The organism is Acinetobacter sp. L-24, from assembly GCF_056857555.1.
In genome coordinates, this window is record NZ_JBSXNI010000047.1 from 33,817 (window position 1) to 60,276 (window position 26,460).

The window sequence follows — 26,460 nt, forward strand, 5'->3', positions numbered from 1 at the left end:
AAGAGAGTACATTCATGAAAAAGATTAAATGTGCAATGATTGGTCCAGGGAATATTGGTACTGATTTGCTTTATAAATTACAACGCAGCGAATGGTTAGAGCCTGTTTGGATGGTGGGGATTGACCCGACTTCTGAAGGTTTGGCGCGTGCTGCGAAAATGGGTTTAAAAACCACAGCTGAAGGCGTTGATGGTCTTCTTCCTCATGTGATTGCTGATGACATCAAAATTGCATTCGACGCAACTTCTGCCTATGTCCATGCTGAAAACAGACGCAAGCTGAATGAACTTGGCGTGTTGATGATCGACTTAACGCCTGCTGCGATTGGTCCATTTTGTGTACCACCAGTCAACCTTGAAGCATTACTACAAGCGGGCGAAGTACCAAACGTGAACATGGTGACATGTGGCGGTCAGGCAACGATTCCGATGGTGGCTGCGGTTTCTCGCGTTCAACCTGTTGAATACGGCGAAATCATTGCAACTGTATCGACTAAGTCGGTTGGTCCGGGAACGCGTAAAAACATTGATGAATTCACACGTACTACTGCAGGTGCCATTGAGAAAGTCGGCGGCGCGAAACAAGGTAAAGCGATCATCATCATTAACCCGGCTGAGCCACCTCTAATGATGCGTGATACTGTTCACTGTCTAGTAGAAGGTGAGCCGGATCAGGCAGCGATCACTGAATCTGTACATGCCATGATCAAGGAAGTTCAAAAATACGTACCAGGTTACAAGCTTGTAAATGGTCCTGTATTTGATGGCAACCGTGTATCAATTTACTTGGAAGTTGAAGGTCTGGGTGACTTCCTGCCGAAATACGCAGGCAACCTGGATATTATGACTGCAGCAGCTGCACGTACTGCAGAAATGTTCGCAGAACACGTGTTCAACATCGCTGAAGCTTAAAGGAATACCAAAATGTCTAAGATTATTGTTCATGATATGACTTTGCGTGATGGTATGCACCCGCAGCGCCATCAAACGACTGTTGAGCAAATGATTGCAATTTCAACAGCACTTGATGATGCTGGCGTACCTTTAATTGAAGTAACACACGGTGACGGCCTGGGTGGTTCATCAGTGAACTACGGTTTTGCTGCTGCAACGGATGAAGAATACTTGTCTGCTGTTGTGCCACGTATGAAAAATGCAAAAATTTCTGCATTGCTTTTACCTGGTATCGGTACGGTTGACCATTTGAAAATGGCACATGAAATTGGTGTTTCTACCATTCGTGTGGCGACGCATTGTACTGAAGCGGATTGTTCTGAGCAGCACATCACCGCTGCACGTAAACTAGAAATGGACACTGTGGGCTTCTTGATGCTTGCGCATATGGCATCTCCTGAAAAATTGCTTGAAGAAGCAAACAAGATGGTGTCTTACGGTGCAAACTGTATCTATGTGACAGATTCAGCGGGTTATATGCTTCCGCAGGACGTGATCGACCGTGTGGGTCACTTACGTCAACACTTGGATTCAAGCATTGAGCTTGGTTTCCACGGTCACCACAACTTAGGCATGGGTGTATCGAATACTGTTGCTGCGGTTCAGGCAGGTGCGGTACGTGTTGATTTGGCGTCTGCAGGTTTAGGTGCTGGTGCGGGTAATACACCACTCGAATTGTTTATCGCTGTGGCAAACCGTATGGGTATGGACACTGGTGTTGACTTGTTTAAAGTACAAGACGTTGCTGAAGATCTGGTGATTCCAATGATGCACAACCCGATCCGTGCCGACCGTGATGCGGCAACTTTAGGTTATGCCGGTGTTTACTCTTCATTCCTGTTGTTTGCTAAACGCGCTGAAGCGAAATATGGCGTATCTGCGCGTGAAATCCTGATGGAACTTGGTCGCCGTGGTACGGTTGGTGGTCAGGAAGACATGATCGAAGACTTGGCATTAACCATGTCTAAAGCGCGTGAGTTACAAGCTTAATTTTTAATGCAATCGTATTAAAATAAGGCTAATAAAAAAGCATCCAAAGTGGATGCTTTTTTATTATGAAGTAGTTTTAATAATATATTAAAACTCTGATCTCAGATATTTTAGTTATAGTGTTATGTGAAGATTATTTTAGTTTAATTTTTTCCTTAAACATAAAAACGATAAATAAAAAATATTATCTTAAAGTTTTTAAAAAAATTGCGCTTATTAATAAAGGAAACAGAAATTTGAATTAAATATCCGGTCAAATTTTTATTTTCTTTAATCGGTTTAAAATCTAAGAGATTGAGCGCTTAAATCTGGGCTTGGAATATGGAGAGCTAAAAGAGCAAAAGTTTAATACTGTGGTCGGATTTTTTATTTAAACCGACTTGCGCATGATGGCGGCATGGATTTTATCAGCTGAATGGGGAACTCATCATGCGTCGTCACAATTTACGGATTGCAATGCTTGCTGCGACAGCAACTTTAGGGACAACTGCAACGAATGCAGATTTTATTGACGACAGCAATGTTCAACTCAAATTTAAAAACTTTTATCTAGACCGTCAGTATCAAGATAACTACTCATCACGTAACTGGGGTTCTTGGTCACAAGGCGTGACTCTGGATGCCAAGTCCGGTTATCACGATATCGGTGGTGGTGTGCAGGTCGGTGCTGATGTACTGGTTCAGCATGCAGTTAAACTCAATGGCCGTGATAAAAATCCGGACTGGGTTTTACCACACGATGGCAAAGAATCAAAAGACCATTTCGGTAAAGTCGGCGCGACCTTAAAAGCCAAAGTGTCACAAACTGAACTGAAAGTCGGTGAGTTATTGCCTGTATCTCCAGTCTTGGTATTTGATCCATCGCGTCAGTTATTGACGACTTATAGTGGTGCCTGGTTAGAGTCTAAAGACCTTAAAGATACCAAGTTAACTCTGGCTTATATTGATGGTATTAACAACCGTTATGACAACCAGTTCCGTGATTTAACTAAATTTTCTCCACCAAGTTTCTATGATACGGGTGCTGAAGCTGATGGCATGTGGATTGCGGGTGTAGACCACCAGCTTACTAAAGAAGTAGGGGCGAGCTACTGGTATGCCGATGTTCAAGACATTTACCAACAGCATTATCTGGGTGTGAATTATAAAACTGCGCTTGGTGAAAAAACCAAATTAGATAGCCACATCCGTTACTTCGATAACTCGGAGTCAGGTGACAAGCTGTATGGTGAGATCGATAACCAGGCATTATCTGTCGCTGCAAAAGTGAATCATGGTGCACATACCGTAGGTGTAGGTTACCAGCAAATGTTTGGTGATAGCGCATTCCCGACATTGGGTGGCTGGGTGCCACAGCCTTATCTGGCGAACTGGGGGGTAGCGACCTTTACCGCGCCTGAAGAAAAGTCATGGAATGTTGCTTATGGCTATGATTTCTCTGAAATGGGTGCAAAAGGCTTAAATGTAACAGCCGTATATTTCAAAGGTTATGATCAGAAAGGGACGGGGGCGTATCAAGGTCAGAACTTCAATACGGATGAAGTGAATGCCATCGTGAACTACACTGTGCCAGAAGGTAAATTAAAAGGTTTGGGTGTACAGGCGATGTATATTGATGTGAATTTTGCCAATCCAGCAAAACCAGACCTGCAAGAATACCGTGTCGCCACCACTTATACGCATAAATTCTAATACCCGTATATTTTAAAAGCAGTCAGTCTTCTGGCTGCTTTTTGGTTTAGGAATGCAGTTAAAACCTTAGTTTATGTAGGGTTTAATTTATAAAAAAATATATAAAACAAACACTTAAATTATATCTATTTTGTTGGGTGCAATCGTAATTTTGTATCAGTTTGCTGCAGCTGAGCGGTTAATATAAGGGTGTACACAAGTCATTTTAATGAGTCAACTTGACGTCGAATTCTTGAAAATAGAGGGACACGCAAGCGAAAGACTGTAAGAGGAAGCAATATGAGCACTGTTCAAATCCCTGACTATCAAACAGATCCATTCTTTGGCTTAGAAGACAAATGGATTGAAACCGCTGAAGGCGAGTTGACCCATTACCACGAAATTGGTGAAGGTACGCCTATTCTATTTTTACACGGTTCAGGTACAGGTGTATCGGCCGCGGCAAACTGGTGGTTAAATCTGCCACAAATTGGTGAACAGGCACGTTGTATCGCGATTGATACCGTTGGTTATGGCCAAACTGTGGTTGCGCCGGGTACTGAATATGGTATCCGTGCCTGGGTAGATCATGCGATTCGTACGCTAGACGCTTTGGGTATCGAAAAAACCTGGTTAGTGGGTAACTCTCTGGGTGGCTGGTTAGCATTCCAGATGGCATTGGATTATCCAGATCGCATTTTGGGTATCGTGTCTATGGGTACGGGCGGTGCGAAACAGACAGCTGCACTTAAAGCTCACGCAAACCCAGTTCTTACAGAAGAAGGGATCAAGAAAACTCTTTCTATGTTTGTCGTAAATAAAGATCTAATTACTGATGAACTGGTAAAAGTACGTTTTGCTTCTGCTGCAAATGACTATGCATCAAATCGTTTAATGGATGTGGTTGGCGCACGTGACCGTGACCGTTTCGAATTCCCATTAGACTTCGAAAAAATGAAAGACATTACTGTGCCTGTACTATTGATTCATGGTACGCAAGACGTGGTGATTCCGGTTTCTCGTACTTGGGACATCCTGAACATCGTGCCAAATGCTGATGCACATATCTTCAGCCAATGCGGTCACTGGTCTCAAGTTGAAAAAGCAGATGAGTTCAACACTGTGATCAAAAACTACCTGGCTGTTCACGGCGTAAAATAAGTTTGATACAGTTTTAAAAAAGGATGGCTTTGGTCATCCTTTTTTATATCGGAAATATTTAAGGTAGCGCACCTAAGTGAGTTTGATTCTCATTTATTTGAATAAATATAAAAATCTAATAATTTTTATAGGTTTGAGCTATTTAAACTGAGAAAAATCCGAATGAAACTTTATTAGACTTAAGTGGTAAATGCAGTACATTTAGAGCTAAAAATACACAATTTGGGTCAAGGGCAAGTGACAAATTTAAGCGCCAGAAATAGATTCTTTATTATAAAATAGAATTAAAAATGGATTCTTAAGCATAAAATAATAAAACAAAAAAAGCACATGCCTATCATAAGTTGAATGGCATATGCCTAATGCAGGGAAGAAATAGGATTAATTTTGTTCGCTACGGTTAATATCCAGATAGAACACACGGGTCAAAAGCTCAAGAAATTTGCTCACGACATAGGATTTGTTGTTTTTATGGTAGCTGACATACAGGTCTAAATAGGGCAACTCCACGTCCAGCGGACGAATCACGGTATTATCCATGGTTAGTGGTGCAATATAGCCAGGCAAAATGGTACAGCCTAGGCCCATTCCGATCGAGTTGATATTAAATAAAATATTATCGGCCTTTTGCACGATATTGAGTTCAATGCCGTTGGCTTTGGCAAAGTCCAGAATAGCCTGGTTCAGGGTCAAGGACTGCTCTGCTGATGGAATAATAAAATCAATACCATTCAATGCTTTAACAGGAATTCTTTCGTATTTTGCTAAGGGGTGATCTTTAGGCAGGAGAAAAATCAGCGGTTCACGAATCACGAACTGGCTTTCAATTTCATCACTATTGAAATTATGACGGGTAAATGTCAGATCTAGATCACCTTTTTTTAACAAACGCATCTGCTCATTGTTGTTCAGGCTGAGCAGTTCAATTTTTAAATCTGGGTTCTGTACACGTAGATTTGGCAAGATATAGGGGAAGATTTTCATCTCGGCTACCGGTACAAAACCGATACGGAGCATTTGCTGTTTGGCCTGTGACACCTGACGTGCCATGGCAACGGCTTTGTCCGCCTGTGCAAGGGTGAGACGGGCCTGTTCCAGGAATACGGCGCCTTCTTCGGTCAGCTCTACTTTACGTTTGGTCCGGTTGAGTAGCTTTACCCCGACATCTTCTTCCAGGTCTTTGATTTGCTGGCTAAGTGAGGGTTGAGCCGTATAAAGTTTAAGTGCTGCCTTACTAAAATTGAGCTCTTCAGCAACGGTGATAAAGTAGCGAAGGTGTCGTAATTCCATGTCATCAACCCAAAGAGTAATCCAAAAAATGTCTTACTATAATTTCCTCAAAGTATAATCTATAAACAACTATGTCGTGAAGATTATTTTCCCATTCATAAACTAAATGCTCTGGCGGGATTAATAGATGTTTTAATATAAAAATTCACGTGCTTAATAATTGCTTTAAGCTCTTAATTGAAACAAAAAAAATATTTCCCGAAAAACGCTGTCAAATCCATCATCGTTGAAAAGTTGAGTCTATTACTTTGTGCCAAAGATAGGTCACAGGAGAGCTTTTCATGAGTGGAAAAATTGATGTGCGCGAAATCGATGCTTTAGTCGATGCACAAAATGGACGTATCACGCCATCTATTTATACAGATCCTGACATTTACGAATTAGAACTCGAACGTGTTTTCGGTCGTACTTGGTTATTCCTTTGCCATGAAAGCCAAATTCCTAAGGCTGGTGATTTCTTCAACACCTACATGGGTGAAGATCCAATCATTGTGGCACGTCAAAAAGACGGCTCAATTAAAGCATTCTTGAACCAGTGCCGTCACCGTTCTATGCGCGTAAGCTTCGCAGACTGTGGTAATACACGTGCGTTTACTTGCCCATACCACGGCTGGTCATACGGTATTGACGGTTCACTAAAAGACATCCCGCTGGAAGATCGTGCTTACCCACATGGTGCATGTAAAGAGCAATGGGGTCTGGTTGAAGTGAATCGTGTGAAGTCTTACAAAGGCCTGGTATTTGCTTGTTGGGATGAAACCACACCTGACCTAGAAGAATACATGGGCGATATCGCTTGGTACTTAGATGGCGTTGTTGACCGTCGTCCAGGTGGTACTGAAATCATCGGTGGTGTACACAAGTGGGAAATCGAGTGTAACTGGAAATTTGCAGCGGAACAGTTTGCATCTGACCAATATCACGCCTTGTTCTCTCACGCTTCTGCGATCCAAGTATTGGGCGCAAAACCAGATGACGAATCATCTAAGAAATTAGGTGCTGCGCAAACTGCTCGTCCAGTTTGGGAAACTGCCAAAGACGCGATCCAGTACGGTTCACGTGGTCATGGTTCAGGCTTCTTCTTCACAGAGAAACCAGACGCAAACGTATGGGTTGACGGTGAAGTTGCCAACTACTTCCGTGAAACTTACGACGAAGTTAAAGAGCGCCTAGGCGAGACTCGTGCACTGCGTCTTGCAGGTCACAACACCATGTTCCCAACTTTGTCTTGGTTGAACGGTACTGCAACACTTCGCGTATGGCATCCACGTGGTCCAAACAAAACCGAAGTATGGGCATTCTGTATTGCGGATGCTGAAGCATCTCAAGAAGTGAAAGAAGCATTTGAACGTTCTGCAACGCGTGCCTTTGGTCCAGCCGGTTTCCTCGAGCAAGATGACTCTGAAAACTGGATCGAGATCCAAAAAGTTTTACGTGGTTATAAAGCACGTCAAAACAAACTCATTATGGAAATGGGTAAAGGCAACGAAAAAGTACGTGAAGATGGTATCCCAGGTATCACCAACTATATTTTCTCTGAAACTGCAGCACGTGGTATGTACCGCCGCTGGGCAGATTTATTGATCCATGAAAAATGGGAAGACGTAGAAAAAGCAGCTGACGAATATGAGAAGGAGCTTATGAAATGAGTCAAATCAGCTTAGAACTTCATCACCAAATTAGTCAGTTTCTATATCGTGAAGGCAAAGCACTAGACGACTGGAAATTCCGCGATTGGCTGGACATGCTGGCAGAAGACATCTCTTACACGCTACGTACCACGCCAAATGCACAAACCCGTGACCGTCGTCGTTCAGTTGAACCACCTACCACTTGGGTATTCAACGACACCAAAGACTTGCTCGAACGTCGTGTTGCGCGTCTTGAAACCGGTATGGCCTGGGCTGAAGAGCCTCCATCACGTACCACTCACATGGTGAGCAACGTGATTGTAGAGCCGACTGAAGTTGAAGGCGAATACGACGTGTACGTAACGTATTTGTTATACCGTACGCAAAAAGAGAAAGACATTGTCATTTACTGCGGTAAACGCCATGACAAGATCCGTAAAGTTGAAGGCGGCCTCGGCTTCCAGATCTTCAACCGTAAGATCACGCTTGACCAAGTTACTTACAGTTCACATAACCTGAGTGTGTTCTTCTAATGAATAAGATTTTTGTATGCCAAGTTGACGAATTAGACGAAGGCGAAGCGTTAAAAGTAGATTGTGGCGTAAACGGTATCGAAGCGCTTGCTGTATTTAACAATGGCGGTGAATTCTTCGCTATGAACGATAAATGCAGTCATGGTAATGCTTCTATGTCGGAAGGTTACCTTGAAGATGACGGTACTGTGGAATGTCCATTGCATTCAGCACGTTTCTGTTTAAAAACAGGTGAAGCATTGTGTCTACCTGCAACTGATCCAATCAAAACATTCCCAGTGATTGTTGAAGATGGCCAATTGTTTGTAGAGATGGCAGGAGAGTAAGCATGGGTTGGCTACAGGGCGAAGTTGCACTTATTACTGGTGGTGGTTCAGGCTTAGGCTGGGCTTTGGTCGAGCGTTTTATTGAGGAAGGTGCACAAGTTGCGGTTCTTCAACGTTCAAAAGCTAAAGTAGATGCATTAAATGAACACTTCGGTGGAAAAGTTCTTGCGATCGAAGGTGATGTAGCCAGCTATGCAGATAACGTTCGTGCAGTTCAAGCCACTGTGGAACGTTTCGGTAAACTCGATTGTTTCGTTGGTAATGCCGGTATTTGGGATCACTATGCCGATATCGTCAATACCTCTGGTGAGCAACTAGAAAAAGCCTTTGACGAGATTATGGGCATCAATACCAAATCTCTGATCTTCGGTGCGAAGGCTGCACTGGATGCATTGATCGCTTCTGAAGGTTCTATCATATTTACTTTGTCTAATTCGGCACTGTACTCCGCTGGCGGAGGCCCTGTATATACTGCATCTAAGCATGCGGGTGTCGGGATTATGAAAGAACTGGCTTACGAGCTTGCGCCTAAAGTACGAGTGAACGCTGTTGCACCGTCAGGTATGAATGTGAATATCAAAGGTGCGGCATCGCTGGGTCAGGAAAATGTGGGCCTGCTCGATGCACGTGATCCTGAGAAAATTGCACGTGGCATGCCACTGAATTTCTTGCCTGAACCGGAAGATATGACCGGTTCATACGTGCTGTTGGCATCTCGTCAAAACAACCGTCCTTTGACTGGTGTTCTGATCAATGCAGAATGCGGTCTGGGTATTCGTGGCCTACGTCAGCCACGTGCAGGTTTCTTTGACGAATAAACATCTAGTCTCATTCAAATGGACTTACCGGCAGCCTCTTCTCTCAGGGCTGCTTTCCTTCTAGGAGTCTCTCATGGCCGTTAAACTTATTTGTGCATCGCACAGTCCTTTAATGGAATTTGCTTCACCTCAAGATCAATCAAAAAAGCAAAAAGTTCGTGCTGCTTTTGAAAAACTCTCTGCTGAAGTAAAAGCTTACGACCCAACCCTGATCATCACTTTTGGTCCAGATCATTTTAATGGTTTCTTCTATGACCTGATGCCAAGTTTCTGCGTCGGTATTCGTGCCAAAGCTGCAGGTGACTGGGATTATGGCAAGGACAATGACCATATTGATGTACCTGAAGACAAGGCATTAGATCTGGTTCGACGTGTACTGGATGAAGGCGTGGATGTTGCCTACTCATACCGTATGCAGGCTGACCATGGCGTGACTCAGCCCTTACATTTCCTGTGTGAAGGCAAACTTGACCGTTATCCAACGATTCCAATTTTTATTAATGGCGCTGCTGCACCTATGCCAACCACCAAGCGTACCATCGCTTTGGGCCGTGCTGTGGGTCAATACATCAAGTCTTTAAACCTTGAAAACGAGCGTGTGCTTGTTTTAGGTACCGGTGGTCTGTCACATGATCCACCTACACCGCAAATGGGTGCAGTACCGCCAGAAGTGGAAGAGTTCCTGATTGCAGGCCGTTATCCAACGCCTGAAGCACGTCATGCACGTCAATCCAAAATTATTGCAGTGGGTCAAAAGCTGGCAGCAGGGGATACGTCAGTTGCCGTGCCTCTGAATGCTGAATGGGATATTGCCCTGCTAGAAACCTTCAAGAACGCTGATTTTGCAACATTAGAAGCAATGACTGAAGCTGAAATCCGCCGTGATGGTGGTCGTGGTGGTCAGGAAGTCCGTTCTTGGATGGCTGCCTTCGCTGCCTTAAGCGAAATGGGTGAGTATGAAATGACCACGCATTGCTATGAAGACATCAGCGAATGGATTGCCGGCTTCGGTATCGTATCTGCAGAGTTAAAAGGTTAAGAAAATGAGCAACGTAAACAACATCGTGATCGTGGGTGCTGGCCAGGCAGGTGCGAGCGCAATTTTAGAACTTCGTGGCAACAAGTATGAAGGCAAAATTACCTTAATTGGTGATGAAAGCCATCTTCCTTATGAGCGCCCACCATTGTCTAAAGATGTGATTCTAAAACCTGAAGACACCAAGATCGAAATCCTGTCAGAACAGAAACTGGCAGATTTGGGTGTGGAAACAATTCGTGGAAATGGCGTGGCGAAAATCAATGCTGAAGCGAAAACCGTTGAACTCCTGAACGGTGATGTTGTTGCTTATGACAAACTCTTGCTTGCAACAGGTGGTGCCGCGCGCCGTTTGCCTAATTTCGATGCTTTGGGCAAACACGTTTATACCCTGCGTAACCTGGAAGATTCACAAACGCTGGTGCCTGTGCTTCAAGCCGGTCGCCGTATCATCCTGATTGGTGGTGGCGTGATTGGTCTTGAGCTGGCATCTTCAGCACGTTACAAAGACTGTCAGGTGACTGTGATCGAAATGGGTCCAATGGTCATGGGCCGTTGTTCACCACAAATCCTGAGCGAATTCCTGCTGGAACAGCATCGTCAAAACCAGGTTGATGTGCGTCTTGAAACCAAGATTGCAGATTGCCGTTTAGATGGTGAAGAAGTCGTGGTAACGCTGGAAGGCGGTGAAGAGCTTCGTGCTGATGCTGTAGTTTACGGAATCGGGATCGTGCCAAATGCACAGCTTGCAGTAGATGCAGGTCTGGACGTTGATGTTGCGATTAAAGTCAATGAACATTGCCAAACCTCGAATGCTGACATTTATGCAGCAGGCGATGTTGCGACTCAGTTGCGTGACTGTGGCAATCACCGCCGCGTGGAAACCTGGGAAAATGCCAACCTTCAGGCAGGTATCTTCGCGCGTCACGTGATGGATGTGGAACATCCGAAAGCCAATCCGGCCTGGTTCTGGACGGATCAGCTGAATATCAACTTCCAGTTTGTCGGCGATATGGCCGCAGCTGAATGGCATATCCGTGGTGAAATGGATGCAGCCAAAGGTGCAGATAATTCATTCGTGATGTATGGTGTGACAGATGGTCAGATCGTTGGCGGGATTACCGTGAATGCAGCCAAAGAAATGCGTCATTTGAAAAAAATGATCAGCAAAAATACGGCGTTTGATGTTGAAAAACATTTGGATATCGCACAAGACTTACGCAAAATTGCTTAAGTTGTATTGAGATATCTTGGGACAGACCTATGTTTTGCATAGGTCTGTTTTTTATGCACGAAACTTGATGAATTTATCAAAAATTAAAACTTCATCTCAGCATGAATTCGCTATACGCTATTTTTGAAGTTGCTGATCCAGAACTTCTTGGCCTCGTTTAGGAGACTTATGAGTTCTTCATCATCATTGCCGGTCACGGCAAGTATTTACGCTTTATTGGTACTGATCTGGGCAGCAACGCCACTGGCGATTGTCTGGAGCGTGGCCGAGATTCACCCAATGTGGGTGCTGATCATTCGCTATTTCGGTGCCTCGGTTATTGCACTGTTCCTGCTGAAGATCATGCGCGACCCGCTGCCTTTTGACCGTACTTCAATGAAAAGTTATCTGGCAGGCAGTTTGAATTTAATCGGTGCGCAGCTGTTTATTTATCTGGCAGCCAATTATTTAACCTCAGGGTTGATGGCACTAATTTTTGGTTTTTCACCGCTGATCGCTGGTTTGATCGGGCATATGATTTTAAAAACCCATAAACTGATCTGGCTGCAATGGCTCGGCATGGCAGTGGCCGTCGCCGGTTTATGTTTTGTTTTTGCCGACTCGGCAGACAGCAAGATCAATCCCTGGGGGGTGGTGCTGATGCTGATCAGTATGGTGTCTTATATCAGCTCGATCTTCTGGGTTAAGCAGATCAGTGCACCCTTGAGTCCGATGTCGCAAGCGACGGGTTCATTGCTGGTCTCCGCGGCTGGTTCAGTCATTTTAGTGCCGTTTATCTGGCAACATATGCCGACTCAGTTGCCTAGCACACAGGCAATGATCGGTTTTGTATTTACCATGATCATGTCTTCGATTGTGGCAATGCTGTGTTATTTCTGGCTGATTCGCCGTCTAAATGCTTCGACCGTTTCATTGAGTAATGTGATGACGCCGGTGATCGCTCTGGTATTGGGAGCAACCTTAAATCATGAAATTATCAGCAGTCATGCTTTTGCCGGTATTGCGGTAGTGATGTTCGGGATCATCATGTATTTCTGGAAAGAGTGGCGCGAGCAGTATTTTTCCAAGCATTAAAACTGTAAAAATCAAAAGGGCGAAAGCCCTTTTATTATTTGAGTAGAGAGTAAAGTGATTCAACAACGTGAGAGATCACGACTAAGCAACAATTTGTAAAACAACTTTCAAAAATAAATGATTAAGATTTTGATACATAAATTATTCAAGCTTGCACAAGCTTATTTAGGACAGTTTCAGGATGTCTGAATCCAATAAAATCGTAGTCTATGCAGCCCTGTTTGGCAATCTGGCGATTGCGCTGGTTAAATTTGTTGCGTCCTATATAACTAATAGCTCTGCCATGTTCAGTGAAGCAATTCATTCTGTAGTAGATACCTTGAATGAAATTTTACTGCTGTATGGCATGAAAAAATCAGAAAAACCGGCAAATGCCAAACATCCTTTTGGTTATGGGCGTGAACTGTATTTTTGGGCCTTTATTGTGGCACTGATGGTTTTTGCCCTGGGTGCGATTGTATCCATCTATCAAGGGATACAGCATATTCTTCAGCCTGAAGTCATGCAGGATCCATTGATCAATTATATTGTGCTGGGTCTGGCGATTCTTTTTGAAGGATTTTCATGGTCAGTGGCTTTAAAAACCTTTCGTAAACAAAAGGGAAATCTGGGATATTTTGAAGCCTTTCGACACAGTAAAGATCCAACGACCTTTACCGTGTTATTTGAAGATACTGCCGCCCTGGTCGGCTTGGTGATTGCTCTGGTCGGTATCTTTCTGGCGCATCAACTGAATATTCCTGAATTGGACGGTGCCGCATCGATTTTAATTGGTATCGTGCTGGCAGTATCTGCCTGGTTTCTGGCACGTGAAACCAAAGGTTTGTTACTGGGTGAAACGGCAGATCCAAAACTGCGTGAAGATGTATTGAACATTGCTCAACAGGATGCGGCAGTTTTTAGTGCTAATGGGGTATTGACTGAGCAGATGGGTGCTCAGCAAGTCATTGCATCATTGAGTCTGGAATTTAAAGATGATTTAACTTCTGATGAAATTGAAGCCTGTGTCAACCGGATCGAAGCGCAGATTAAACAGCTGCACCCGGAAATTATTGCTTTATTTGTGAAACCCCAAACCAAGGCCGTATGGCTGGAACGAACTCAAGGTCGTGTATAAAGATCTAAAAAACGCTTGAGGTTGGTATTTTGATCTCAACTTGCCTTTCTCGCACAATTGATGTGATGATACTGAGGTATGGCGAATTTCATCATAAAATCATCAATGGGCAGACATGCTTTTGTCAGTATAGGCTTATAAATATTGAGTATCATTTTGTATTTTTAGACAGAAGGACAAGAGCAATATTTTTCTAGATAATCCAAGACTTCAGCCAGCCATAAGGCCAATGAAATGCCATTTTTTTGCTAAAAATAACAAAAACATACATGATTTTCTGTGACGGATTTCATACTATGTTTTAGTGTGCCTGTTTTTAGTTTGTATGCTCATTAAAAGATGCACCGCTTGACCATTTCAAGAGGTTGTTGTCTTGCATATAGCGAATAATAAATAGTGGATGTTTATGCAAGATCTTCTCAAAACTAAAAAATTCCAGTTAATCACGGAATCCAGTTGGAAACATCTCTGGTCTAAGCCAGTGTTTGAGTATCTGCATTCAGATCATTTCGACGGAAAACAGTTTCGTAATCTTGAGCATGCTTCTCTATCGCGTGGTCGCTTTGATTTATACAAATGGCTCATTACCCGAAAATCCAAAACCTGGAATGTTAATCTTGATGAAGAGCGTGCCGAGTTTTTTTCTCGTCCACGCGCATTGCCACAGCAGCGTCCAGATGCAGCTCTGGATGACTGGCAAGTCTGGTTTATTGGTCACGCAACCACATTAATTCAGATCGGCCCCTATAACTTCCTGACCGATCCGGTTTGGGCTGAATATGCCAGTCCATCGGCTTCTACAGGGCCGCAGCGGGTCATTCCGGCTGGCATTGCCTTGGATGAATTACCTCAGATTGATGCCGTACTGCTCAGCCATAACCATTATGATCATATGGATCTGGCTAGTCTGGAATGGCTGCACAACACTTTTGAGATGCCTATTTATACTGGTCTGGGTAATGCCTGGTATTTGCCAGAACATTATACCGTGCATGAAATGGACTGGTGGGAAAGTGCCTTTTTTGAAGAGATCCGGATTGTCTATACGCCGGCTCAACATGCCTCAGGGCGCGGCATGCGCGATCAGAACTGTGCACTTTGGGGAGGATTTTCTTTATTACATGGCAAGGAACATTGTTTTTTTGCCGGAGATAGTGGCTACGCCTCACATTTTAAAGAAATTCGTAAACGTCTGGGTGCACCGCGAATTGCCTTACTCCCGATAGGAGCGTATGAACCGCGTGAACTGATGCGCGCGATCCATATGAATCCGGAAGATGCCTTTCATGCCCATCATGACTTGCAGGCCAAATGTTCACTGGCGATTCATTACCGTACTTTTCAGCTCACAGATGAAGACCGGGATGCACCGGAACATGAGTTGCATGAGATCATCAAGCATTCTTCCAAATTGATTAATCCGTTTTACTGCATACGGGAAGGCAAACGGATTATTGTTTAAGTACTTCCTGTTGTTCCTCTTGGATGAGTTGAATGGCCACTACAGAAAGCATCAGCATGGCGGTATTCATTACCACAGGATTGAATGCTGCAGTAAGTTGCAACGGGGCTGTGAATGCAATCAGCAGTAGTAATCCAGCAAGTCCGATAATATTCAACCTATGCAAGAGTATGGACCGGTTCCATTTCAGAAAGCATAAGCCAAATAGCATTTCACATCCTCCGGAAAGTCCAACCAAGACTTTGGCCAGTCCCAGCTCAAAACCCATATTTTGCCAGATTGTGATTTCAGCGGGTGATTGGAACAGAATTTTTGGAATGAGTCCCTGATAGAGCCATAGTATGACCAAAGTCAGCTGGATAGTACGCAGTGGTTGTAGGAATACAGGTTTAGGATTCACGAACAGCTTCTTCCAGAAAATGGCGTTTATTTTCGCTGGATGGAATCAGGCAATACTCGGTTTTGCCAAATAACCTGTAACGATTTAAAGCAACCACACGATACAGAAAATCCCGGATAAAACGCGGAACCAAATAACCTGCGCTCATTAAATTAAAGGGAAAACCGAGATGCTGCAGCACCTTCAGCAAGGCAGTCGATTCCGTATAGAGTGTGCCATCTTGAATGACGAGCATCGTGGTGTAATGTTCGGTTGGCATCTGATAATGTTCGAGCAGTGCTGTACCTAAAGGCGATTGGGCGGAAACCAGTTTAAACTGTATCTTCTTATCGTATTTAATCAAAAACCGTGCCCAGTCATTACAGATCACACAAACAGCATCAAATAAAACGATGTCGTGTTGTTGAATGATATCTTCAATATTCGGATGCATTGTTGTATTTCTTTTTGTGCTGACTTGCTTCTATAGTGCTTGATGCTGCAATAAAAAACCACCCGAAGGTGGTTTCTATACATGTCTAAACTGGCTTAGAGAAAGCTAGGCAAACCTTTAGCTGGATCGGTTTCACGTGCTGCTTGGGCATCTGCTACAGTCATACCTAAGGCCTTAGCAACGCCTTGCCCATAAGCTGGATCGCAAGCATAACAGTTGCGGATGTGACGGTATTTGATGAAATCTAGTGCATCACCCATCGCTGCGGCCGTGTTATTAAACAGGGCCTGTTTCTGCTCATCATTCATCAGATTGAACAGGGCACGTGGCTGACTGAAGTAGTCATTGTCATCTTCGCGGAAGTCCCAGAAATCAGCATCACCGGTAATCTTTAATGCTGGTTCTTTAAACTGAGGTTGTTCCTGCCACTGGCTAAAACTGTTTGGCTCATAATGCGGCAATGAACCATAGTTGCCATCCATGCGGCCTTGACCATCACGGCGGTTCGAATGTACAGGACAACGTGCCGCATTGACCGGAACCTGTGAATGATTCACGCCAACACGGTAACGCGCTGCATCAGCATAGTTCACTAAACGTGCCTGTAACATACGGTCCGGTGAGTAGCTAATTCCCGGTACCAGATTGCTTGGTGCAAAGGCAGCCTGTTCTACATCCTGGAAATAGTTTTCCGGATTGCGGTTCAGTTCGAATTCACCGACTTCAATCAGTGGATAATCGCCCTTTGGCCAGACTTTGGTCAGGTCAAATGGATGATAAGGCACTGTTTCGGCTTCCAGTTCCGGCATGATCTGAACGTACATTTTCCATTTTGGATAGTCACCACGTTCGATGGCATCAAACAGGTCGGTCTGGCTGCTTTCACGGTCTTTGGCGATCAAGTCTGCAGCTTCAGCATCGGTCAGGTTCTGGATGCCTTGCTGGGTACGCATATGGAATTTCACCCAGAAGCGTTCATTCTTGGCATTAATAAAGCTGAAAGTATGGCTGCCAAAACCATGCATATGACGGTAACCGGTCGGGATCCCACGATCCGACATGACAATAGTTACTTGATGCAAAGCTTCAGGTAAGAGTGTCCAGAAATCCCAGTTATTGGTGGCACTGCGCTTGTTGGTTTTCGGGTCACGCTTGACTGCCTTATTCAGGTCAGGGAACTTGCGCGCATCCCGCAGGAAAAACACCGGGGTGTTATTGCCGACCAGATCCCAGTTGCCTTCTTCAGTATAGAATTTTAAGGCAAAACCGCGAATATCGCGTTCCGCATCGGCCGCACCACGTTCACCCGCCACTGTTGAGAAACGGGCAAACATTTCGGTTTTTTTGCCGACTTCAGAGAAAATTTTAGCGCGGCTATATTGGGTAATATCATTGGTCACGGTAAAGGTACCAAAAGCACCTGAACCTTTGGCATGCATACGACGCTCTGGAATCACTTCGCGGACAAAGTTGGCCAGTTTTTCATTCAGCCATAAATCCTGGGCAAGTAAAGGTCCACGCGCACCTGCCGTCATACTGTTCTGGTTGTCGACCACAGGGGCACCAGCTTCAGTGGTCAGGTGGGTGACAGGGCATTTTTTAAAATCTTGGCTCATCTTTCCTCTCCAAGTTTTGAATATCTTATGTCGTTTACCTAGTATTCATAAAATATTGAGATATATGCTAATCAGATCAGGTTTCGCTATATTTACAATATCTTTAAATAAAGAGTGTTACAGCACAAAACGGAATTCAGGGTATAATTGAGTGAGCTCACTCAAAAAATATTTTTAAATTTAATAAAGTTTAAAATGTTGAAAATTAAATGGTTACTCTTAAAAAGTAACGGGTTTTCCACTCTGTGACAATATCAAATTCTATATATTTTGAATAACTCGAATAATGAATGGGATTAAACGAAAATAACAATATCTAAGTCGATAATATGTTTTTATCAAAGGATAAAAATAATAAGTGAATAGTATTGTTTAAAATAAATTTTATAACTGATTTATTTTAAACGTTTTTTTAATCGAGTTTTGTTGGGCTGAAGAAACCCATAAAAATAATGAATGAAATAAGGGTGTTTTCTGGCTATAACTCCCATTTTTGCATATAGAAAATCCTGGCTAAATGGGCTTTATTTTTGAAAAAGCATTGGCAAATATGCTTGAAAATTAGTCAGTCGGCTCTATAATTATCTCACTCCTTCCTCCAAATTATATAGAGAGCAAGATGGCCAAGAAAAAAACAGCCGAGCAGGTAGTGATCCACAATTTTGTGGCAAAACACATGCATGAAGTCAACAAAAGCCAGGTTTTTGTAGATCGAAAGAAAAATTCAAAACGTGGCTACAACAAGCACAGACAAGGGCGATATTCCATGGAAGATCGCCCTTTTTTAATGGCCGCTTAAGGTCTGTAAGGTGGCTGGGGACGACGTGGGGGCTGCTTAGGATTAGTTTTAACTGGAGAGAGCGGGGCGACAGGTCGGTTGTTACGAGTTTGCGAATATTGATTTGGATACCGGGATGATGTTGTCGATTCATCCGCGATTAAGTCATTAAAGAATTTATTGAGTTTGCTTTGCACTGGTGCTTTGTGGTGAGGGGAATGAGGCTGTGGTCTGGCCTGCTGAAAACTGGCAAATTGATCTTTTTGTTGGTGATAGAGTCTGGCAGCAATGACGGAGGGGTCATCTCTGCCTAAACGCCGCCGTTGCGATGCCGAAATTTCAATGCCCAATAATGGAGTCATTTTAGGCCGATCGGCATAGCTCATTGCTCGATTGCTGGCGGGGCGTATATAAGATGAACCGGAATTATGAGCTTCTTTGCGGGCAGCCAAGGCCGGTGCAAGAATGACCACATAGAACACCGCAAAAATCATGAACAGGATGACCAGAAATTCCATAACCACCTCTACCACTGTCGAGGGACTGGAAAAAGTCCCGTATTAGGCACTCACCATACGTGATGCAGATTTCACCATATCCCCTAAACCATGGGTTCTGAAATAATATTCTAGCCAGCTTTTTACCATGAGCGGATTGTCCATTTTTAACACATGTGCCAGCAATTCCTGTGCATCACTCATCGGAACATGACAAATGGTTTTACGTACCCGCAAAATATTACTTGAACTCATCGACAGGGTGTTAAAGCCCATGGCCATGAGCAAAACTGCAGACAGCGGATCGCCTGCCATTTCACCGCAGATACTGACCGGTTTTTCATTGCGATGACAGTCCTGTACCAGACGGGTCAGGGCACGCAGTACTGCAGGGTGTAAATGTGAATAGACATTCGCTACCCGCGGATTATTGCGGTCCACGGCCAACAGATATTGGGTCAGATCGTTGGAGCCAACCGAGAAGAAATCCACCAATTCGGAAAACTCATCAATCTGATGTAGCACACTTGGCACTTCCACCATGATGCCGAGTTTCGGCTTGTTCACCTTGACTTGTTCTTCTTCCTGAATCGCCGCATGGTCACGTTCCAGTAGGTAAAGCGCTTCTTCAACCTCGCTGACACTGGTCACCATCGGCAGCAGAATATGCAGGTTATTCAGTCCGATACTGGCTTTGAGCATGGCGCGAATCTGTGAAGAAAAAATTTCCGGATGATCGAGGGTAAAACGAATGCCACGCCAGCCGAGAGCCGAATTTTCTTCTTCAATCGAGAAATACGGCAGGTCTTTGTCTGCACCAATGTCCAGCGTTCGCATCACTACCGGTTTGTTGGCAAAATGACTGAGTTGCTGACGATAAATCGCACGTTGTTCTTCCTCGCCCGGGAAGCGGTCACGCAACATAAACGGAATTTCAGAACGGTATAAGCCAACACCTTTGGCACCGCGCTGCACGCCACGCACCACATCAATCATCAGGCCGGTATTGACGTAGAGTTTGACCGCCACGCCGTCCGGAGTAATTGCATCTTTGGTTTCGTACTGGCGCAAATCTTTGGCAATCTGTTCTTCTTCTTTTTGAATTTCTTTATAGCGACTGCGCAGGCGCCGTGGCGGATTAATAAAGACACGGCCCTGATGTGCATCGACAATCATCTCTACATCATCGAGGGTGTTGATCGGCAGCTCAGTCACACCGACCACAGTCGGAATACCGAGAGCACGTGCCACAATCACCATATGCGAGTTCATGGCACCTTCAGTGGTGACAATCGCGGCAATTTTATCTACAGGTAGTTCAACCAGTGCCGCCGTCGATATTTCCTCACCAATCAGAATACTTTCATCAGTCAATTCACGGTGACTGGCATCGGCTTCCTGTAAACGTGCCAGAATGCGGCGGCCCAGATCTTTTAAGTCCGCCACCCGCTCACGTAAATAGTCATCTTCCATCTGGGAAAATTGTGCCACATGATTGTCAATGACAATTCGCACGGCGCCTTGTGCCCAGTGACCTTCACGAATAAAAGCTTTGATTTCTGCAGGCAGGGCATTTTCATCCAGCATACGCAAGAACACGCTAAACAGTGCGCGTTCCTCGGCCATCAACGCATCCTGCATTTTGTCATCTAGCGACTGGATTTCTTCGCGGACTGAATTCAGGGCGTTATCTAATAGCTGCAGTTCTTCGCTGATGTCATCCGCTTCACGGTCAGGGACTGCGGCAAGATCTGCTGGCGGATAGAGAATCACTGCACGACCTAAGGCAATACCACCGGAACCAGAAACTCCCTGAAAGGTTTTATAGGCAGGTAGGTTGCTCGGCTTACGGAATACATCGATATTGCCGACGGCATGGGCATGGGCGATGACGCCAGAAAGCTGTGCACAGAGCGTGACCAGAAAGGATTCAGCGGCTTCAGAAAAGTCCTGTGATTCTTTATTTTGAACCACCAGCACACCCATGACCTTACGGCGGTACATCACCGGCACACCGAGGAAGGAGTTATAAATTTCCTCACCGGTTTCAGGTAAAAACAGGAAGCGCTCATGTTTAGGGGCATTGTCCAGATTGACAATTTCCTCACGCTGTCCGACCAGGCCCACCAGACCTTCGCCGGTCTGCAAAGACACATGGCCCACAGATTCTGCATTCAGGCCTTTAGACGCCATGAGCAGATAACGCTGATTGCGTTCATCGAGGAGGTAGATCGAGCAGACATCAACCTGCATGGCCTCGGCCACATGCTTGACCATGATGTCGAGCGATTCATGCAAACTGGTGGACGCATTGATCTCCTGAACAATACGTCTCAAGGTGTCCAGTTGCATATTCGACATAAGGTCTGCTCCGTCTATTCAGAATTTCAGTGATTAAGTTTATTTATAACAATAGCCGCGTAAAAAATCTGCATTATTTATGCGATTTTTTAAGGTTTTTGTCGGGGCAGTTGCTGACACAACTCCATCAGGGCTTTGCGGTAAACATCACGTTTGAAATTCACGACTTGACCGAGTGGGTACCAGTAACTGACCCATTGCCATTGATCAAATTCGGGCGGATCAGACAGATTCAACTGAATATGCTGAACGGGGGCCGTGAGTTTGAGTAAAAACCACTTTTGTTTTTGACCGATACAGACCGGATCAGAGTCCGTACGAATGTATCGATGCGGCAAACGATAGCGCAACCAGCCTTTGGTTTGCGCGACTATCTGGACGTGTTCGGGCAATAAGCCAACTTCTTCTCTCAGCTCACGATAGAGTGCCTGCTCGGGGGTTTCTCCATATTGGATCCCGCCTTGTGGAAATTGCCATGCATTATGACCAATGCGTTTTGCCCATAAAACTTGTCCAGCATCGTTTGCCAAAATGATCCCGACATTCGGTCGGAAACCTTCAGAGTCGATCATTTGGCTACCTAAAAATTGTTTAATTTATGCCTTTGCCATCGGGGAGCATTATTTCGTTATCCAACTCGAAAAAAGCAAAGTTTAAAAATGTTAAAATTGCTATGATCTTAACGAATTTCTATCGACTAGCGGAGATAGATTTACAATTTTTTTCTTAAATTTCAGTTTTAACGAGTATTTTCATGAAATTGGCGCTATTTGATCTCGATCACACCTTGTTAAACACGGATTCAGATCATTCTTGGGGAGAGTTTTTGGTCAGTGAGGGCCTGGTCGATCCAGTTCAGCATCGCGCCATGAATGACAAATTCTATGACGATTATAAAAAAGGCCAGTTGGATCCTTATGCCTATAATGAATTTGTATTCCAGTTTCTGACCAAATATGACAATGATTATTTGGTTGAATTACATCAACTGTTCATGCAAAAAGTCATTCGTCCACAAATGCGTCCTGAAGGTTTTAAAGCCATTGAGCGCCACCGTGAAGCAGGACATGCCTTAGTGGGGATTACCGCAACTTCAGACTTTATTACCGCCCCCATTTTTCGTGAATTCGGAATTACTGAAATTATTGCCACCAATGCTGAAGTCATTGATGGGAAATATACTGGTAAAGTCATCAATACCGCATGCTATCAGCAAGGCAAGCTGGTGCGTCTGGAACAATGGCTGGAAGGCCGTGATGTCACCGAGTCTTGGGCTTATTCAGATTCGATTAATGACCGTTTCTTGCTGGAATATGCGGATCATGCGATTGCAGTCAATCCGGATGATCGTTTGGAAACTCTAGCCCAAGAACAAGGCTGGGAAATACAGGACTGGTCGATCTAAGTATTCTAGTCCCATTCATGTGATTTATTCAGCACAACTTCGGTTGTGCTTTTTATTTGCCTCAATGGAATATTAATGTTTTTTCACAGTCAGGCTGAATCAGACATGCTATGCTCAAAAAACAGGACATGATAACAATAGTAGATTCTGAGGTATGAGATATGACTCACGTTCGACCACGTATGACACATCTGTTCCAGCAGCTTGGCTTGGATGCCAGTGCAGAAGGTATTGAAACATTTATTCACGAGCATCAATTACATAAAGATCTGACTTTACTGGATGCGCCGTATTGGTCAGAGGCACAACGTCAATTTTTAAGCGAGAAAATAGCATCTGATGGCGAATGGGCGATTGTGGTGGATCAACTCAATGAATCCTTACATGAAAATTCAACTAATGAAGGATGATTAAAAAGCCAATCGTATGATTGGCTTTTTTAGACTATGACCTTACCTTTAGCGAATCCGTTTCCAGATCGTGACTTGTGACAGGGTATGTTGATACTTTCTGGCCGTTTCTCGAATCACAAAAGGCACATCTTGGGGTTCGTCCACCAATTCAAAGTGCTGGGTTAAAATGTTGGAAATACCAGCCAAAGTCGTGATCTTTTCCCCATCCTGCTGAAAACCGCCCAGCCATTCGCTACGCGCCGTATGTTCTTCCAGCCAGGTATAGGGCGAACTCAGCATTAAAATTCCACCTATATTGATACGTTTATGAATCTGCAATAAAAAGTCTTTCGGATGATGCAGCCGGTCAATCAGGTTCGCTGCCAGAATAAAATCATAGTCGCTAAAATGTGCTTTCAGGTTGCAGGCATCGGCCTGAAAAAATTCCGTTTTTGACGCAAACTGTTCCAAAGCGACATCTTCAAGTGAACAGCTTTTTTCTTCGCTTAATTCACCTTCTAGCGGCAGCTGATAACGTACCCTATTGCCTTGAGCCAAATAGACTGCCTGCTGGATAAAACGTGCTGAGAAGTCCAGACCGGTCACCTGATCAAAATAGTGTGCCAGTTCAAAGCTGGCGCGGCCGGTAGCACAGCCAATATCTAAGGCACGATGACATGGCACTTGCTGAAAATAGGGTTGTGCCAGATCGACCAGTGTTTTGGCAAAATTAGCGATACCAAAATATTCGGGGCCGTACTGGAATTCCAGATATTGGGAGACCAGCTGGTCGCTTTCATAGTTCGAAGGGAAATGTTGCAGTGCCTGATCAGAGGCGACGTAGCGAAAACCGGCATGCTGGAAGAAATGCCGTCTGAAGGCATAGCGGGAACTATATAAAGTTTCATTGCCCGCCGAAATCCAGGAGCCACCTTTCATCAGGTTATGGCGACCGTCAAAGGTTGGTGTACTGAAATCATCATAAAGCGGATGCACCTGAAAACCCTGAAATGGATAGATCGGAGTTTCAGTCCACTGCCAGACATTGCCCTGAATATCATAAAAATCGCCCTGCTTGAAATGATCGACCGGACAGGAGCTGGTGCCGTATTTCAACTCGATATTGGCCTGTTCAGGGCTCGGTAAATCTGAATCCAGATCGGAAACTGCATACAGGCGATACCATTCATCTTCAGTCGGCAAGCGAATGGTTTTTCCCAGCTGTTGCGATTTCCACTGACAAAAAGCCTTGGCTTCATGATAATTCACTTCTACCGGCCAGTCCCAAGGCATCGGCACTTCTTCCAGCATCAATCGCAGTGACCAGCCTAATTCAGTTTTGCGCCAGAAACAGGGATGAGCAGCTTGTGAAAATTGCAGCCAGCCTAGACCTTCTTCACTCCAGTAGTGTTCGGTCGGATAGCCATCAGCTTCGACAAAGGCCAGAAATTCCTGATTCGATACCAGATATTTGGAGGCTGCAAAAGCTGCAACCTCGGCTTCATGCCGGCCGTATTCATTGTCCCAGCCATAAAATGGATGGTTAAAATCTTTCTGTAAATGCACCTTACCTTCAGGCACATCCAGCAAAATATTATCCGGGGCCATGCCGGTAATAATATTGGCACGCCACTGCGGATGCTGGCGTACATGTTCCAAAGCATGCTGGCGGATCAGCACAGAAGAAGTTTCCAGATGGATCCGTTCATGTTCGATGCCCATGATGATGGTCCACCAAGGGTTTTGCCAGTTTAAGGGTAGAGTTAGCGGAGCATGTTCAAGGATGTTCAGGATCAGGGCGCGTACCTGATGCCGATAATCACGGACTTCCTGCACACTGGGCCAGTCATAGTGCACTTCATCCAGGTCATCCCAGCTCATCTCGTCTACACCGATCGCGAAGATACTTTCAAAATGCGGATTTACGCGTTCGCTAATTAGCTTGCTGAGCAGCAGTTTATTGACAAAAAAAGTGGCGGTATGGGCAAAATAAAAAATTAGCGGATGACGTAAAGTAATCGGCTTGATGAAAAATGCATCTTCATGTTTGAGGCATTCAAACAGTTGTTCATAGGTGTCAAAGGTGTTCAGGAAATATTCGCGCAGGCAGTGCCGGGCAGTCTGTTCATCGGCAAAATCAAGTGCCGGCGTGGGCAGCAGCATCGGTTTGGCCGAAAGCCATAGGCTGCTTGTATTTGTTTTATCTTGAGAGTGGGATTTTAAGGGAGAATCGAGCTGCATCCGTCAGGCTCCATCGAATAGTTTTAAGCATTCCTCTGCACTGCAAAAGAATGGAATTGTCTTAAAAATACTCGAAAGATATCGCCAGATGGGGTGTATTTAGGTAACAAAATGCTGCACCGTTTTGGATGCAGCATGTTCAGGAACGGCTTAAATAGACAGCGAGGCACCCTGCATGAGCTGAACCAGAGCCTGAGCTGCTTTGGACTGAGTACGACCGGGATGCCAGACCATGCCCAAACGACGGTTCATTTCCAAGTTGATGTCCAGCTGGTGCAGGTCGTGATTGACCAGGGTTTTTGGCAGTACTGACCAACCTAAGCCAATCGATACCAGCATCCGGATCGATTCCAGCGGATTATTGCTCATGCTGACTTTCGGTTTAATACCCTGTTTTTCAAATTCGGCCAAGGTGATCTGCGAAGTATAGGTCTGTGATGATGGCAACAGGCTCGGGTAGTCGAGCAAATCTTCCAGACACAGATTTTTTTGCTGCGCCAGCGGATGAAACGGTGCCACCACAAAGACCAGAGGATCATTCCAGATAGTTACATAATTCAGACGCGCATCACCCCGTGGCGGCAAGGTTAAAAATGCCAGTTCCAGATCGCCGGCAATCACCTGTTCATGCGCCTGCTCGGAATCAACAAAATGTACATCCAGGGTTACGTCCGGATATTCCTGGACATAACGGCGCAAATGACTCGGCAGATGATGCAGGCCAATATGATGACTGGTACCAATTTTCAGTTTGCCCTGTACCTGACCTTGTTCATGGCTCAAGGTATAATGAATATCCCCGAGTTCATTCAGCCAGTTTTTCACTTTAGGCAACAGGGAGTGTGCCGCGTGGGTGGCCTGTACGCCACGTCCGGCAGATTCAAACAGCTTGACCCCAAAGTATTCTTCCAGACTGTGAATACGTTTGGTGACAGCAGGCTGGGTAATGAAGAGCTGATCTGCGGCCAGAGAAATCGAACCGGTTTCCATGACTTTCACGAAAGCTTCAAAGGCTGCGAGATTCATCTTAATCACCTATAA

At 44.7% G+C, this 26,460-nt stretch carries 25 protein-coding genes; 16 read left to right on the forward strand and 9 right to left on the reverse strand.

Annotation, left to right across the window (positions count from 1 at the left end; genetic code table 11):
• The first annotated feature begins 14 nt into the window (after positions 1 to 14).
• The 4 genes from AC13CK_RS14595 to AC13CK_RS14610 all read left to right on the forward strand — a co-directional run bounded on the left by AC13CK_RS14595 (position 15) and on the right by AC13CK_RS14610 (position 4,775).
• Positions 15 to 911, forward strand: coding sequence for an acetaldehyde dehydrogenase (acetylating) (locus tag AC13CK_RS14595; RefSeq protein ID WP_425879052.1), 897 nt, complete (start codon positions 15 to 17; stop codon positions 909 to 911).
• A gap of 12 nt (positions 912 to 923) precedes the next feature.
• Positions 924 to 1,943, forward strand: coding sequence for a 4-hydroxy-2-oxovalerate aldolase (gene dmpG / locus AC13CK_RS14600; RefSeq protein WP_005245890.1), 1,020 nt, complete (start codon positions 924 to 926; stop codon positions 1,941 to 1,943).
• Positions 1,944 to 2,372: 429 nt separating this feature from the next.
• Positions 2,373 to 3,635, forward strand: a complete 1,263-nt coding sequence (locus AC13CK_RS14605; RefSeq protein WP_425879054.1) for an OprD family outer membrane porin — start codon at positions 2,373 to 2,375, stop codon at positions 3,633 to 3,635.
• Positions 3,636 to 3,914: 279 nt separating this feature from the next.
• Positions 3,915 to 4,775 carry an alpha/beta fold hydrolase gene (locus tag AC13CK_RS14610; protein WP_213686461.1) on the forward strand — a complete coding sequence of 287 codons (861 nt, stop codon included), beginning with the start codon at positions 3,915 to 3,917 and terminating at the stop codon, positions 4,773 to 4,775.
• A 381-nt stretch (positions 4,776 to 5,156) separates the two neighbouring features.
• Here the strand turns inward: AC13CK_RS14610 and hcaR are convergent, their stop codons facing one another.
• Positions 5,157 to 6,065, reverse strand: a complete 909-nt coding sequence (gene hcaR, locus AC13CK_RS14615; protein WP_044111817.1) for a DNA-binding transcriptional regulator HcaR — start codon at positions 6,063 to 6,065, stop codon at positions 5,157 to 5,159.
• A gap of 281 nt (positions 6,066 to 6,346) precedes the next feature.
• Between hcaR and hcaE the strand changes: the two genes are divergently transcribed.
• From hcaE to AC13CK_RS14660, 9 genes are all read left to right on the forward strand, one after another.
• The gene (hcaE, locus tag AC13CK_RS14620; protein WP_004278520.1) at positions 6,347 to 7,714 is read left to right on the forward strand and encodes a 3-phenylpropionate/cinnamic acid dioxygenase subunit alpha; all 1,368 of its coding nucleotides are present in this window, start codon (positions 6,347 to 6,349) and stop codon (positions 7,712 to 7,714) included.
• Positions 7,711 to 8,229 (forward strand): 3-phenylpropionate/cinnamic acid dioxygenase subunit beta, encoded by a 519-nt coding sequence (gene hcaF, locus AC13CK_RS14625; protein WP_425879058.1) that lies wholly within the window; start codon positions 7,711 to 7,713, stop codon positions 8,227 to 8,229. The genes hcaE and hcaF overlap by 4 nt, the downstream gene beginning before the upstream one ends.
• Positions 8,229 to 8,555 carry a 3-phenylpropionate/cinnamic acid dioxygenase ferredoxin subunit gene (gene hcaC, locus AC13CK_RS14630; protein ID WP_004278517.1) on the forward strand — a complete coding sequence of 109 codons (327 nt, stop codon included), beginning with the start codon at positions 8,229 to 8,231 and terminating at the stop codon, positions 8,553 to 8,555. Before hcaF ends, hcaC begins: the two co-directional genes overlap by 1 nt.
• A gap of 2 nt (positions 8,556 to 8,557) precedes the next feature.
• A complete protein-coding gene (gene hcaB, locus AC13CK_RS14635; protein ID WP_253113223.1) occupies positions 8,558 to 9,373 on the forward strand; it encodes a 3-phenylpropionate-dihydrodiol/cinnamic acid-dihydrodiol dehydrogenase in 816 nt (271 codons plus the stop codon).
• Positions 9,374 to 9,446: 73 nt separating this feature from the next.
• Positions 9,447 to 10,412, forward strand: coding sequence for a 3-carboxyethylcatechol 2,3-dioxygenase (locus AC13CK_RS14640; protein WP_005245895.1), 966 nt, complete (start codon positions 9,447 to 9,449; stop codon positions 10,410 to 10,412).
• Positions 10,413 to 10,416: 4 nt separating this feature from the next.
• Positions 10,417 to 11,643: a 3-phenylpropionate/cinnamic acid dioxygenase ferredoxin--NAD(+) reductase subunit gene (gene hcaD / locus AC13CK_RS14645; protein ID WP_425879064.1), complete on the forward strand. Its 1,227-nt coding sequence runs from the start codon at positions 10,417 to 10,419 to the stop codon at positions 11,641 to 11,643.
• A 168-nt stretch (positions 11,644 to 11,811) separates the two neighbouring features.
• Complete coding sequence (locus tag AC13CK_RS14650) at positions 11,812 to 12,717, forward strand: DMT family transporter (RefSeq protein WP_425879066.1); 906 nt, start codon at positions 11,812 to 11,814, stop codon at positions 12,715 to 12,717.
• A 181-nt stretch (positions 12,718 to 12,898) separates the two neighbouring features.
• Positions 12,899 to 13,834 carry a cation diffusion facilitator family transporter gene (locus tag AC13CK_RS14655; protein WP_005261714.1) on the forward strand — a complete coding sequence of 312 codons (936 nt, stop codon included), beginning with the start codon at positions 12,899 to 12,901 and terminating at the stop codon, positions 13,832 to 13,834.
• A 406-nt stretch (positions 13,835 to 14,240) separates the two neighbouring features.
• On the forward strand, positions 14,241 to 15,296 hold the full coding sequence (locus AC13CK_RS14660) for an MBL fold metallo-hydrolase (RefSeq protein ID WP_004278509.1): 1,056 nt from the start codon (positions 14,241 to 14,243) through the stop codon (positions 15,294 to 15,296).
• On the opposite strand, the gene AC13CK_RS14665 is transcribed toward AC13CK_RS14660, so the two are convergent.
• From AC13CK_RS14665 to AC13CK_RS14675, 3 genes are all read right to left on the reverse strand, one after another.
• On the reverse strand, positions 15,286 to 15,696 hold the full coding sequence (locus AC13CK_RS14665; protein ID WP_004278508.1) for a DoxX-like family protein: 411 nt from the start codon (positions 15,694 to 15,696) through the stop codon (positions 15,286 to 15,288). The two genes, AC13CK_RS14660 and AC13CK_RS14665, sit on opposite strands and share 11 nt — an antisense overlap.
• On the reverse strand, positions 15,686 to 16,129 hold the full coding sequence (locus AC13CK_RS14670) for a thiol-disulfide oxidoreductase DCC family protein (RefSeq protein WP_425879069.1): 444 nt from the start codon (positions 16,127 to 16,129) through the stop codon (positions 15,686 to 15,688). Before AC13CK_RS14670 ends, AC13CK_RS14665 begins: the two co-directional genes overlap by 11 nt.
• 95 nt (positions 16,130 to 16,224) lie before the next feature.
• A complete protein-coding gene (locus AC13CK_RS14675; RefSeq protein ID WP_425879071.1) occupies positions 16,225 to 17,745 on the reverse strand; it encodes a catalase in 1,521 nt (506 codons plus the stop codon).
• 619 nt (positions 17,746 to 18,364) lie between these two features.
• Between AC13CK_RS14675 and AC13CK_RS14680 the strand changes: the two genes are divergently transcribed.
• On the forward strand, positions 18,365 to 18,544 hold the full coding sequence (locus AC13CK_RS14680) for a DUF7230 family protein (RefSeq protein ID WP_004278505.1): 180 nt from the start codon (positions 18,365 to 18,367) through the stop codon (positions 18,542 to 18,544).
• On the opposite strand, the gene AC13CK_RS14685 is transcribed toward AC13CK_RS14680, so the two are convergent.
• From AC13CK_RS14685 to AC13CK_RS14695, 3 genes are all read right to left on the reverse strand, one after another.
• A complete protein-coding gene (locus AC13CK_RS14685; RefSeq protein ID WP_425879073.1) occupies positions 18,541 to 19,041 on the reverse strand; it encodes a hypothetical protein in 501 nt (166 codons plus the stop codon). The two genes, AC13CK_RS14680 and AC13CK_RS14685, sit on opposite strands and share 4 nt — an antisense overlap.
• A 42-nt stretch (positions 19,042 to 19,083) precedes the next feature.
• The gene (ptsP, locus tag AC13CK_RS14690; RefSeq protein WP_425879075.1) at positions 19,084 to 21,381 is read right to left on the reverse strand and encodes a phosphoenolpyruvate--protein phosphotransferase; all 2,298 of its coding nucleotides are present in this window, start codon (positions 21,379 to 21,381) and stop codon (positions 19,084 to 19,086) included.
• Positions 21,382 to 21,470: 89 nt separating this feature from the next.
• Positions 21,471 to 21,953 (reverse strand): RNA pyrophosphohydrolase, encoded by a 483-nt coding sequence (locus tag AC13CK_RS14695; RefSeq protein WP_425879077.1) that lies wholly within the window; start codon positions 21,951 to 21,953, stop codon positions 21,471 to 21,473.
• A gap of 182 nt (positions 21,954 to 22,135) precedes the next feature.
• On the opposite strand from AC13CK_RS14695, the gene AC13CK_RS14700 reads away from it, so the two are divergent.
• Both AC13CK_RS14700 and AC13CK_RS14705 read left to right on the forward strand, forming a co-directional pair.
• Complete coding sequence (locus AC13CK_RS14700; RefSeq protein WP_425879079.1) at positions 22,136 to 22,786, forward strand: HAD family hydrolase; 651 nt, start codon at positions 22,136 to 22,138, stop codon at positions 22,784 to 22,786.
• A 161-nt stretch (positions 22,787 to 22,947) separates the two neighbouring features.
• The gene (locus tag AC13CK_RS14705; RefSeq protein ID WP_005245905.1) at positions 22,948 to 23,196 is read left to right on the forward strand and encodes a DUF2789 family protein; all 249 of its coding nucleotides are present in this window, start codon (positions 22,948 to 22,950) and stop codon (positions 23,194 to 23,196) included.
• 48 nt (positions 23,197 to 23,244) lie between these two features.
• On the opposite strand, the gene ovoA is transcribed toward AC13CK_RS14705, so the two are convergent.
• Positions 23,245 to 25,419: a 5-histidylcysteine sulfoxide synthase gene (ovoA, locus tag AC13CK_RS14710; RefSeq protein ID WP_425879081.1), complete on the reverse strand. Its 2,175-nt coding sequence runs from the start codon at positions 25,417 to 25,419 to the stop codon at positions 23,245 to 23,247.
• A 150-nt stretch (positions 25,420 to 25,569) separates the two neighbouring features.
• The gene (locus AC13CK_RS14715) at positions 25,570 to 26,445 is read right to left on the reverse strand and encodes a LysR family transcriptional regulator (RefSeq protein ID WP_004278498.1); all 876 of its coding nucleotides are present in this window, start codon (positions 26,443 to 26,445) and stop codon (positions 25,570 to 25,572) included.
• Positions 26,446 to 26,460: the final 15 nt, after the last annotated feature.

Coding starts and splice junctions, on each gene's coding strand:
- AC13CK_RS14595 (WP_425879052.1), top strand. CDS start 15: ATGAAAAAGATTAAATGTGCAATGATTGGTCCAGGGAATATTGGTACT.
- dmpG (WP_005245890.1), top strand. CDS start 924: ATGTCTAAGATTATTGTTCATGATATGACTTTGCGTGATGGTATGCAC.
- AC13CK_RS14605 (WP_425879054.1), top strand. CDS start 2,373: ATGCGTCGTCACAATTTACGGATTGCAATGCTTGCTGCGACAGCAACT.
- AC13CK_RS14610 (WP_213686461.1), top strand. CDS start 3,915: ATGAGCACTGTTCAAATCCCTGACTATCAAACAGATCCATTCTTTGGC.
- hcaR (WP_044111817.1), bottom strand. CDS start 6,065: ATGGAATTACGACACCTTCGCTACTTTATCACCGTTGCTGAAGAGCTC.
- hcaE (WP_004278520.1), top strand. CDS start 6,347: ATGAGTGGAAAAATTGATGTGCGCGAAATCGATGCTTTAGTCGATGCA.
- hcaF (WP_425879058.1), top strand. CDS start 7,711: ATGAGTCAAATCAGCTTAGAACTTCATCACCAAATTAGTCAGTTTCTA.
- hcaC (WP_004278517.1), top strand. CDS start 8,229: ATGAATAAGATTTTTGTATGCCAAGTTGACGAATTAGACGAAGGCGAA.
- hcaB (WP_253113223.1), top strand. CDS start 8,558: ATGGGTTGGCTACAGGGCGAAGTTGCACTTATTACTGGTGGTGGTTCA.
- AC13CK_RS14640 (WP_005245895.1), top strand. CDS start 9,447: ATGGCCGTTAAACTTATTTGTGCATCGCACAGTCCTTTAATGGAATTT.
- hcaD (WP_425879064.1), top strand. CDS start 10,417: ATGAGCAACGTAAACAACATCGTGATCGTGGGTGCTGGCCAGGCAGGT.
- AC13CK_RS14650 (WP_425879066.1), top strand. CDS start 11,812: ATGAGTTCTTCATCATCATTGCCGGTCACGGCAAGTATTTACGCTTTA.
- AC13CK_RS14655 (WP_005261714.1), top strand. CDS start 12,899: ATGTCTGAATCCAATAAAATCGTAGTCTATGCAGCCCTGTTTGGCAAT.
- AC13CK_RS14660 (WP_004278509.1), top strand. CDS start 14,241: ATGCAAGATCTTCTCAAAACTAAAAAATTCCAGTTAATCACGGAATCC.
- AC13CK_RS14670 (WP_425879069.1), bottom strand. CDS start 16,129: ATGCATCCGAATATTGAAGATATCATTCAACAACACGACATCGTTTTA.
- AC13CK_RS14675 (WP_425879071.1), bottom strand. CDS start 17,745: ATGAGCCAAGATTTTAAAAAATGCCCTGTCACCCACCTGACCACTGAA.
- AC13CK_RS14680 (WP_004278505.1), top strand. CDS start 18,365: ATGGCCAAGAAAAAAACAGCCGAGCAGGTAGTGATCCACAATTTTGTG.
- AC13CK_RS14685 (WP_425879073.1), bottom strand. CDS start 19,041: ATGGAATTTCTGGTCATCCTGTTCATGATTTTTGCGGTGTTCTATGTG.
- ptsP (WP_425879075.1), bottom strand. CDS start 21,381: ATGTCGAATATGCAACTGGACACCTTGAGACGTATTGTTCAGGAGATC.
- AC13CK_RS14695 (WP_425879077.1), bottom strand. CDS start 21,953: ATGATCGACTCTGAAGGTTTCCGACCGAATGTCGGGATCATTTTGGCA.
- AC13CK_RS14700 (WP_425879079.1), top strand. CDS start 22,136: ATGAAATTGGCGCTATTTGATCTCGATCACACCTTGTTAAACACGGAT.
- AC13CK_RS14705 (WP_005245905.1), top strand. CDS start 22,948: ATGACTCACGTTCGACCACGTATGACACATCTGTTCCAGCAGCTTGGC.
- ovoA (WP_425879081.1), bottom strand. CDS start 25,419: ATGCAGCTCGATTCTCCCTTAAAATCCCACTCTCAAGATAAAACAAAT.
- AC13CK_RS14715 (WP_004278498.1), bottom strand. CDS start 26,445: ATGAATCTCGCAGCCTTTGAAGCTTTCGTGAAAGTCATGGAAACCGGT.